Below are 8,749 nucleotides of genomic sequence, written 5' to 3'. Positions count from 1 at the left end.
CCGGCGCCGCCCACCGCCCTGCGGACGCGTCGGCGCGGGCGGCACCACTCGCTGGAACAACTCCCACAACCCGTCCGGGACCAGCCGCTCCACGATCACCATGCCTCAAGACTACGGGCCCAAATGAGACGGCGTCTAAATCGGGTGAGTTCCGCCCGCTTCCGGTGCGCGAGCGCGAGATCCCGAAGCCCGGCGGCAGCGGGAAGGTGCGCAAGCTCGGCATCCCGACCATCGCCGACCGGGTGGTCCAGGCAGCCCTCCAACTGGTGCTGGAGCCGATCTTCGAGGCCGACTTCAGGCCGGTCTCCTACGGCTTCCGGCCCCTGCGGCGGGCACATGACGCGATCGCCGAAATCCACTTCTACGGCACCCACGGCTACCGATGGGTCCTGGGACGCGGACATCGAGGCGTGCTTCGACTCGATCGACCACACAGCCCCCATGGACCGAGTGCGAGAACGGGTCAAGGACATGCGCGTGCTGCGGCTGGTCAAGGCATTCCTCAAGGCCGGCGTCCTCACAGAGGACAACAACTGCGAGGACACCCTCACCGGCACCCCGCAAGGCGGCATCCTCTCCCTACTCCTGGCGAACATCGCCCTGTCTGCGCTCGACGAGCACCTGACCAGGCCATGGGAACCGGACGGGGAGATGGCCACCAGTCACCTGCGCAGGCGTCGCCGCGCCTCCGGACGTCCGAACTGGCGAGTCGTCCGCTACGCGGACGACTTCGTCGTGCTGACCGACGGTGAAGCGACGACGTCGAAGCGCTGCGCGAGGACATCGCCGACGTGCTGCAACCGCTCGGTCTTCGCCTCTCCGAGGCCAAAACGCGGGTGGTGCACATGTCGGACGGGTTCGACTTCCTTGGGTTCCGCATCCAGTGGCGCCGCAAGCGAGGAACGGACAAGTGGCACGTCTACACCTTCATCGCTGACCGGCCCATCCGGCAGCTGAAGGACAAGATCCGTGCCCTGACGAACAGAACGTCGCAGCAGAACCCCAGGGACGCGCTGATCAGTCTCAACCAGATCATGCGCGGCTGGGCCAACTACTTCAAGGATGCGGTCTGCAAAGCCACCCTGAGTTCCCTGGCCAGTTTCACCTGGCATCGGGTGATCAGCTGGTGGATGGCACTGCACCGCTGGAAGTGGAAAGGCGTCCGCCGACGCCTCACCGACCACACCGGACGGTGGCAAAGGCCCTCGGCAGACGGGATCGAACTAACCGACCTCCAGGCGGTGACGGTCACCCGCTACCGCTACAGAGGCAACACGATCCCCACCCCCCGGGCCCACCCCAACCACGCCTGAACGGCAGAGTCCGTGGAGAGCCCGATACTCGGAGACGGGTATGCCGGGTTCGGCGAGCGGCACGGAGAAACGGACCGGTGGCCACACCGGCACCGCGCTCCGTGCCGACTCAACAGGCACCCCCCGGAGGAACTCCTGGGGAGCTGAAGGCTCTGCGGGTCACCGCCGGGACGGCGGTGACCGGGCTGAGCGCGCTGCGCGAATAGACGATCGAGCTGTACCGCCTGAAGGACCACGCCTTCGAGGAGGTTCAGCCGGTGGGAGTGGTCCCGGTCGGTGGCTGGACGCTCATGGTCGAGTACAACGGCTTCATGGGCACCGAACCGGAGGTCATGCTGCCCCTGACACGAGGGCGGACCGCGGTCTCCCACATGGCCAACGTCTCACCCGTAGGGCCCTTCTACTGGTACGTGGACGGGTCCGTCCGGATGTCCTACGGCGAGGACCCCTACTGCCGTGGAGGCAGCCACTTCGACGACCTGCTCGACGTCGTGCGCAAGGTGGGATTCGGGCCGATGGAAGACCCGGACGAGGACGAGGACGAGGTGAGCACCCCGGCCAAGTTCGCCTTGGCGCACCACGTCACAGGAGTCCGGCTGACGCGCCGGCTCCTGGAGACGGCGGAGTTCACCTGCGGGCTGGTGACAAAGAGCCCCGCCACCTCCTGGCTGCGGGCCTGAGGCCCCGGCAGACCGGCGGCCCGCTCGGTCACGCGCACCCGCCACCGGCCGGCCATGGGGCTCAGCGCTCGGGGCCCGACCGCGCGTGCCCGCGCGGCGCCCGGTCACGGGGCCAGTGCGGCCGCCCACCGCGTGAAGATCTCGGCGTACCGTGCCGGGTCGGACTGGTGCATCATGTGTGACGCCTCCGGCACCGACTCGTAGTCGACCTTCACCCCTGCCGCTTCCATCAACCGCCTGGCCCGCGCGGCCTGTTCGTCGGAGAGCGCCCCGAGCAGGTTCCCGGTCTCCGGGTCGGTGCCGCGCATGTGGTGCGTGAGGAGTACCGGCGTGTTGACCCGGCCCAGCATGCGCTCGTGCGGACAGTTCAGCCCGACGGTCCCCTCGTAGAAGGCCCGGGCCCATTCCGGGTCGTACTCCTTCAGGTGCTGCGGGATCGAGTCCGCCACGAAGGACCGCGCCATCGGCGACGCCGAGGCGCCGGCCGCGCGGCAGAACCCCTCCCAGTCACCCACACTCCACTGGTCGCCGAGATACGTGCGGAACAGCTCGAACACCGGGCCTGCCCCCTGCCGGACCGAGTGACCGTGCGCGGGGACGAGTTCGGACGCGAAGAACGGCGGGTCCTCGCACAGGACGCCGCGGAGCTGACCGGGCATGGAGTACGCCGACAGCCACGCCGCGAGGACGCCGCCGGAGGAATTGCCCGCGACGACGACGGGCCGCTTCACCACCAGGGTGATGAACCGGACCAGGTCGTTGCCGAAGTTGTCGAGGCTGTACCGCTTCGGGGTCCAACTGCTGCGCCCCTGGCCCCGCAGGTCGACGGCGTAGACGTGGAAGTGCTCCGAGAGGAGGACCATTGCCTCCTCGTACGACCACCAGGATCCCGTCTGCTCGGGGATCAGCAGCACGGCGGGCCGGTCCGGGTCACCGGCTTCGGCGTAGTTCATGGTGATCTCGCCGAGATCGACCTGCTGTTCGGGGTAGGCGTGCGGGACGTGGACGTCGCGCAGCGCGGGGCTGGTCACCATTGTGGTCTCCTCGGTCTGTGCTGCCCCTCGTTACGGGCGGACGGCGCTTCCCGCGGCCCAGCGCCGGTGATCAGAGCCGGCGCCCGCCGTCACCGGGTGGGCACGTCACAGAGCTATTATTCGAACCGTGGCAGACGACGCGCACCGACGATTTCGATGAGTGGAACACCGGTACAAGTCCCGCGCTCAGGAAGGCCGTTGCGCGGCGAGCCGGTCCTGGAGCGGGCCTTCCGGGTCCTGGGTGCCTTCACCGAGGCAGGTGAGGGCCTGGCACTCCACACACTCGCGGCGCGGGCGGGCCTTCCGAAGAGCACCACGTCCCGGATCGCGGCCCAGCTGACGGACGTGGGAGCCCTCGAACGTCTCGACAACGGCGAGTTCGTCGTCGGCCTGCAATTGCTCGAGATCGCCTCGCTGGCACCCCGCGGCCACGGACTGCGCGCCGCCGCGCTGCCGTTCATGCAGGACCTGCACCGGGTCACCGGCCAGCACATCCTCCTCGCCGTGCGCGACGGCAACGAGGCCGTTCTGGTCGAGCGGCTGTCCGCACGGGGCGCAGCGGCGGTCAAGTACCGGGTCGGAGGACGCCTCCCCCTCATCGGGACCGGCATCGGCATCGCCCTGCTGGCGCACGCCCCCGGGCGCATACGGAAGGAAGCGCTGGCCGGCGCGGACGACGCGGCCTGCGTCCGCCGACTCCTGGCCACCGTACGAACGGACGGCGTCTGCGCCGTGACGGTGCCCAACCCACTGCGCTCCGGGCCCACCGCCATGTCGACCGTCGCCGCCCCGATCCTGAATCGTCGCGGCGACGCACTGGGCGCGTTGTCGCTGGTCGCACCTGACGAGGGCGCACCCCGTACCGCGGCCGTGACGGCGCTGCGCAGGGCGAGTCTGGCGATCTCCCAGGCCGCGGGGCCGTGAACCACGCCTGCGCCGGGCAGCAGACCGGCGCCCGTCGGCGGGAACGCCTACGGCCCGGTCCCCTGTCACCGTTCCGGCCGTCCACGGCACCACCACCGTGGACGGCCGGGGCGGCACACTGTGCGGGTGCCGATAAATCATCCACGCAGGTCGAGAGCCTGATCACGGATCTTTGGCGCTCCTACCCCGGGGTCTTCACCTACGCAGGGCCCCGGCGGCATCATGATCTGTCGTGCTGCTGCGTCTGGCCTACCTCGCCGCGACCAACGCCCTGGCGTTCCTACGGCTCCTGCCGATGAGCGACAGGGAGAAGGACGTCGAGATCCTCGTGCTCCGGCACCAACTGCTGGTCCTGCAACGCCGGGTCGGTAAGCCGACCTTCACCGAAACAGCGACCGTGCCATCCTCGCCGGCCTGCTCTACCACCTCCCCAAAGACAGACTGCGGCACCTTTTGCTGTTGGTCCGCCCCGACACGGTCCTGCGCTGGCATCGCGACCTGCTCAGGCGGCGTCATGCCGCGACCTGCGTACCCAAGCGACGCGGACGCCCACGCACGATCCGATCGATCCGCGCCTTGGTCCTGCGTCTGGCCAGGGAGAATGCCTCGTGGGGATATCGACGGATCCACGGCGAACTCGCCGCGCTGGGGATCAAGGTCGCCGCCTCCACCGTCTGGGAGATCCTCCGCGAGCGCGGCATCCCACCCGCCTCCGAACGGCAGAGCACCACCTGGGCCGACTTCCTCCGCAGCCAGGCCAAGGCTCTTCTCGCCTGCGATCTTTTCGAAGTCCACACTCTGACGGGAGCGCGCCTGTACGTCTTCGCCGTCATCGAGCACACCACCCGTCGTATCAGGATCCTCGGCGCCACGGCACACCCCACCGCAGAGTGGATCGTGCAGCTCGGACGCAACCTCCTCATGGATCTCGAGGACGCGGGCAGCCAGGTGAAGTTCCTCATCCGCGACCGCGACGCAAAGTTCACAGCCGCCTTCGACGCCCTGATGACCGATGCCGGCATGAAGGTCGTCACCACCGGCATTCGCATACCGCGGATGAACTCGCTCATGGAGCGCTGGATACAGACCTGCCGCACCGAACTCCTGGACTGGACCCTGATCTGGAACCAGAACCACCTTCTCATGCCCTGCGCGAGTACGAATCCTTCTACAACGAGCACCGCCCGCACAGGGCCCTGGAGCAGGCGGCCCCGTGCCGCCCGCTACCCACGCCCATCACCCAACAAGTCCAACTCGCTCACCTGGAAGTCCACAGACGAGACCGACTCGGCGGAACCCTCCACGAATACCAGCACGCGGCGTGAACTGCACGGAGGCTTTATCGGCACCCGCAACGTCCACTGGACCCCACCCCACGCCTCTTGGCTCAACCAGGTGGAACTCGTCTTCTCCGCCCTGACCCGCGCCGTCCTGCGGCACGGCAACTTCACCGGCCGGGATGAACTGATCGACAAGATGGATGCCTGGATGATTCAGCGGAACGAACACGCACGCCCGTTCCGCTGGACCTACGAAGGCACCCCACTCAAGGAAGCGGTCTGACCCTCCACGAACTTCCGCAGAGCGGCACTAGATCTGCCCGGGGCCCGGCTGGTGGCCCGGACCCGGGGCAGGGCTCAGGCCGCGCGCTGGCGCCGTTCCAGGGCTTTCGCGGCGCGCTGCCGCTCAGGGGCGAACGGATTGATCGTTCCGGGGCCGGCGCCCGGCGTGCGGTCCCACTGTTCGAACTTCCGGGCGATGGTGGCGAGCCGCTCGTCACCGGGACGCACATCGATATGGAAGTGGCTCTCCTTCGGGACCTTCTCGTCCCCGCCCCACCGCACCACTCCCTCGCAGTCGGCGAGGATGTCCCGGACGACGACCGTCTCGTGCGGGAAGAGCCCCTCTTTGGAGCCGGCGGGGTACAACACGGGGCGGATCGCGATCGCTGTCCCCGAGAGGTAGTTGCTCTCGTACCGCGCCGAAACGGCGCGGTCCATGGTATGGCCGGTGACCTCGTCCGCGTGCAGGGTGGCGATCTCGTAGTTGAAGCGACGGGCCACGAATAGCAGCACCGTGGCCACATCGCCCGCCAGGAGGGGGACGGTCACCTGCTCAGCGCCTTCGACCCGATGCTTATGGACCTCGCTGGTCACCGGCCAGCCATTTGCTGATCTCTCTTCGCGCCATAACGCTCTCTCGGCTTCGGCCGCTGTGGCCGGGCCGGTCAACCCGCCCGCCCACAGGGCGACGCCGCCCGCTATGCCGAGCCCGGCGGTCAGGAAGTCTCGGCGGCCGAACCGCGAGGCGGTGGGTAGGGCATCGCTCATGAACTGGCTCCTGTTCTCGACGTGACGGCTCTCGACGTGACGGCCGCGTGCACGGCCTTGGCGGAACACAGAACGAAACCTGTGGCGAAGACGAAGACCGCCGGGTTCACCCAGGCCGGAACGAGATCGATCGTGGTGCCGTCGTTCCACCGGCACTCATAACTCAGGGGGAACGAGGTCTCCGTGACCGAGTCGGGCCGATTTCCGGATCCGTGCCCGGACTTCACGGCGCAGACCTCGCTCGTCTGTGTGAAGCCGGACAGCGCTCCGAACATGTATACGAAAAACGTGATGCCGAGGCATACCGCGGCGGCCGCCGACCACGCCCGTGGATCACGCCACGGGAAGGCCCGCGCCCTCAGCAAGCGCACGGACTTCGCGAGGACGAAGACGAGCAGCAGCAGGGCAGCTCCGGCGAAAATCATTGCGGATCTCTCAGGTTCTTCTTCTGGTTGGCGAGGTAGGTGGTCTTCTTCAGGCCCTCTTGTCCGGCCCTGGCCAGCAGGGAGTCGGCGAAGCCCCGGCAGAATTCAGTGAGCTTGTCGGCGGGGAGCATCTCGGGCAGCAGCGTGTCGTACCCCGCGATGCCGTAGATCAGCTTCGCCCGCCCCAGCGCGATGGTTGGCTCGTCGCTCATCGTCAGCATGTTCCGGGCCATGTCGGTGGCGGTGCCGGCGAGGCCGCTGAACCGTTTGGTGAGGAAGTCGCCGATTCGGGTGAGGCCGCCGCTGCCTCGGTAGTGGTTCCGGACCGCCGTGACGATGTCCTGGCCGCCGCGCACCCGTTCTGAGATCAGATAGCCGTCCGCGTCTTCGAGAAGGTCGTTGAAGCCGAAGGTCGAGTCCACTCCGATCTTGGCGAACTTGTCTTCGCAGTAGGTGTAGCCGGAAGAGTAGCTGTCACTGTCCCGCCGCCACTCCCCGTATAGGGTGATGATGTCGCCGCCCCAGCCTGTGGGGCTCGGATATTCGTCGCTGCTGGTCAAAACGCCCCACCCGGCGTGCAGAGAGCTGCGACCATGGTGAGATGATCGTGTCGCTTCTGTACCAGGTGACTCGACGCCTTCTCGCCGTCCCGACGGTGCTTCTACGGCGGGACACCTCGAAGGAGGCCGAACTTCTCGTCCTGCGCCATGAAAACGCCGTGCTACGACGCCAACTACAAGGGCGAGTACGGTACGGACCCGCGGACCGCCTGTGCTTCGCCTCTCTGTCCTCGCTAATCCCCCGCCGCCGCTGGGCAAAGGTCTTCCCCATCACGCCCGGCACGCTATTGGCTTGGCACCGCAAACTCGCCGCCCACCGCTGGGACTACTCCCGACAACGCCGCAGTCCCGGACGGCCGCCCCCGCAGGCCGCCGTCAAGGACCTCGTACTGCGCCATGCCCGCGAGAACAGCCAATGGGGCCACCGCCGGATTCAAGGTGAACTGGCCCGGCTCGGACACCCGATCGCCGCCTCGACCGTCTGGCAGATCCTCCACACCGCAGGAATCGACCCTGCACCCCGCCGCACCGGCCCAACCTGGCGCGAGTTCCTCTCAGCGCAGGCCACCAGTCTGCTCGCCTGCGACTTCCTCCACATCGACACCACCAGCCTGCAACGCCTGTATGCCCTGATCTTCCTCGAGCACCACACCCGACGCCTGCACATCGCCGGCGTCACCGCACACCCGACCGCGGCCTGGACCACCCAGCAAGCCCGCAACCTCGCCACCGACCTCCGCATACGCATGGATCCACTGCGCTTCCTCATCCGAGACCGCGACAGCAAGTACACCGACGCCTTCGACGCCGTATTCCAAGCCAAGGACATCGAGATCATCAAGACACCGGTCCGCGCGCCCAAAGCCAACGCCCACTGCGACCGAGTGATCGGCACCCTCCGCCGAGAAGCCCTCGACCACATACTCATCCTCGACGAAGCTCACGCCCGCCATGTCCTGGCCGAATACCAGAGGCACTACAACGCACACCGCCCCCACCGAGCCCGACACCAACTACCTCCCCAGGCCCACCAACAACCACCTCCGGTCCTGAAACCAGCCAGCCGACGACTCCTGCGTACCCGCGTCCTCGGCGGCGTGATCAACGAGTACAGCTATGCCGCTTGACCAGGAGCGACGATTATTCGAGCCCCACACGACCACAAAGCCCCAGCTCAACCACCCTACGGCAATAAAGACACACTTCAGGGATGAGGCCGCTGCGCGATCCTGGGGCGTCCGAGGAGGAGTGACTCGCCAGCGGGCCGGCGCCCCCGCGGGGAAGGCGCCGGCCTTGAGCTCACATCAGCTGACTGTTGTCGCCCACTGGTGGGCGCTGCCCTGGTGGACGGAGGCGTAGATGCGGTCGCGCAGCAGGTTGGCGTCGTGGTCGGTGAGGGTGCGGTCCAGGCGCCGGAGGACCAACCTGAGGAGGACGTTCTTCTGGTCCAGGCGGGCTCCGAGCCGCTCCAGGCGGCGGCAAC

9 protein-coding genes and 3 pseudogenes are annotated in these 8,749 nt (G+C 67.7%); 7 read left to right on the top strand and 5 right to left on the bottom strand.

The window, feature by feature from the left end; genetic code table 11:
• Nucleotides 1-102 (bottom strand): annotated as a pseudogene (locus BBH68_RS40170) (IS5/IS1182 family transposase); the annotation flags it as partial.
• Between the two features lie 21 nt (nucleotides 103-123).
• Here BBH68_RS40170 and BBH68_RS44705 point away from each other — a divergent pair.
• The 3 genes and pseudogenes from BBH68_RS44705 to BBH68_RS37535 all read left to right on the top strand — a co-directional run.
• A pseudogene (locus BBH68_RS44705) lies at nucleotides 124-714 on the top strand (hypothetical protein); the annotation flags it as partial.
• A gap of 77 nt (nucleotides 715-791) precedes the next feature.
• Nucleotides 792-1,313, top strand: coding sequence for a group II intron maturase-specific domain-containing protein (locus BBH68_RS42650; protein ID WP_174589141.1), 522 nt, complete (start codon nucleotides 792-794; stop codon nucleotides 1,311-1,313).
• 209 nt (nucleotides 1,314-1,522) lie between these two features.
• Nucleotides 1,523-1,993, top strand: coding sequence for a DUF6461 domain-containing protein (locus BBH68_RS37535; RefSeq protein WP_342673167.1), 471 nt, complete (start codon nucleotides 1,523-1,525; stop codon nucleotides 1,991-1,993).
• A 104-nt stretch (nucleotides 1,994-2,097) separates the two neighbouring features.
• Here BBH68_RS37535 and BBH68_RS37530 read toward each other — a convergent pair whose 3' ends face one another.
• The gene (locus tag BBH68_RS37530) at nucleotides 2,098-3,027 is read right to left on the bottom strand and encodes an alpha/beta fold hydrolase (RefSeq protein WP_065968392.1); all 930 of its coding nucleotides are present in this window, start codon (nucleotides 3,025-3,027) and stop codon (nucleotides 2,098-2,100) included.
• Between the two features lie 156 nt (nucleotides 3,028-3,183).
• Here BBH68_RS37530 and BBH68_RS37525 point away from each other — a divergent pair, with 156 nt between their 5' ends.
• From BBH68_RS37525 to BBH68_RS42455, 3 genes and pseudogenes are all read left to right on the top strand, one after another.
• The gene (locus BBH68_RS37525; protein WP_065968391.1) at nucleotides 3,184-3,951 is read left to right on the top strand and encodes an IclR family transcriptional regulator; all 768 of its coding nucleotides are present in this window, start codon (nucleotides 3,184-3,186) and stop codon (nucleotides 3,949-3,951) included.
• Between the two features lie 232 nt (nucleotides 3,952-4,183).
• Nucleotides 4,184-5,276 (top strand): annotated as a pseudogene (locus BBH68_RS43765) (integrase core domain-containing protein).
• A gap of 70 nt (nucleotides 5,277-5,346) precedes the next feature.
• Nucleotides 5,347-5,514, top strand: a complete 168-nt coding sequence (locus tag BBH68_RS42455; protein WP_158080328.1) for a hypothetical protein — start codon at nucleotides 5,347-5,349, stop codon at nucleotides 5,512-5,514.
• 74 nt (nucleotides 5,515-5,588) lie between these two features.
• Here the strand turns inward: BBH68_RS42455 and BBH68_RS37515 are convergent, their stop codons facing one another.
• The 3 genes from BBH68_RS37515 to BBH68_RS37505 all read right to left on the bottom strand — a co-directional run bounded on the left by BBH68_RS37515 (nucleotide 5,589) and on the right by BBH68_RS37505 (nucleotide 7,266).
• A complete protein-coding gene (locus BBH68_RS37515) occupies nucleotides 5,589-6,107 on the bottom strand; it encodes a hypothetical protein (protein ID WP_245738506.1) in 519 nt (172 codons plus the stop codon).
• Nucleotides 6,108-6,277: 170 nt separating this feature from the next.
• Nucleotides 6,278-6,706 (bottom strand): hypothetical protein, encoded by a 429-nt coding sequence (locus BBH68_RS37510; protein WP_065968389.1) that lies wholly within the window; start codon nucleotides 6,704-6,706, stop codon nucleotides 6,278-6,280.
• Nucleotides 6,703-7,266: a hypothetical protein gene (locus BBH68_RS37505; RefSeq protein WP_065968388.1), complete on the bottom strand. Its 564-nt coding sequence runs from the start codon at nucleotides 7,264-7,266 to the stop codon at nucleotides 6,703-6,705. The genes BBH68_RS37510 and BBH68_RS37505 overlap by 4 nt, the downstream gene beginning before the upstream one ends.
• A 41-nt stretch (nucleotides 7,267-7,307) precedes the next feature.
• Here BBH68_RS37505 and BBH68_RS37500 point away from each other — a divergent pair, with 41 nt between their 5' ends.
• Nucleotides 7,308-8,393 (top strand): integrase core domain-containing protein, encoded by a 1,086-nt coding sequence (locus tag BBH68_RS37500; RefSeq protein ID WP_065968387.1) that lies wholly within the window; start codon nucleotides 7,308-7,310, stop codon nucleotides 8,391-8,393.
• The last annotated feature ends 356 nt before the right edge of the window (nucleotides 8,394-8,749 follow it).

It is taken from the genome of Streptomyces sparsogenes, assembly GCF_001704635.1.
Lineage (GTDB): Bacteria > Actinomycetota > Actinomycetes > Streptomycetales > Streptomycetaceae > Streptomyces > Streptomyces sparsogenes.
Note: the sequence above shows the minus strand (reverse complement) of the source record. Positions and strands in the feature narration are given on the sequence as shown.

Bases quoted from the DNA above. Each gene is read 5' to 3' on its own strand.
- BBH68_RS37500 (WP_065968387.1), top strand. From the start codon at position 7,308: ATGATCGTGTCGCTTCTGTACCAGGTGACTCGACGCCTTCTCGCCGTC.
- BBH68_RS37525 (WP_065968391.1), top strand. From the start codon at position 3,184: ATGAGTGGAACACCGGTACAAGTCCCGCGCTCAGGAAGGCCGTTGCGC.
- BBH68_RS37510 (WP_065968389.1), bottom strand. From the start codon at position 6,706: ATGATTTTCGCCGGAGCTGCCCTGCTGCTGCTCGTCTTCGTCCTCGCG.
- BBH68_RS37530 (WP_065968392.1), bottom strand. From the start codon at position 3,027: ATGGTGACCAGCCCCGCGCTGCGCGACGTCCACGTCCCGCACGCCTAC.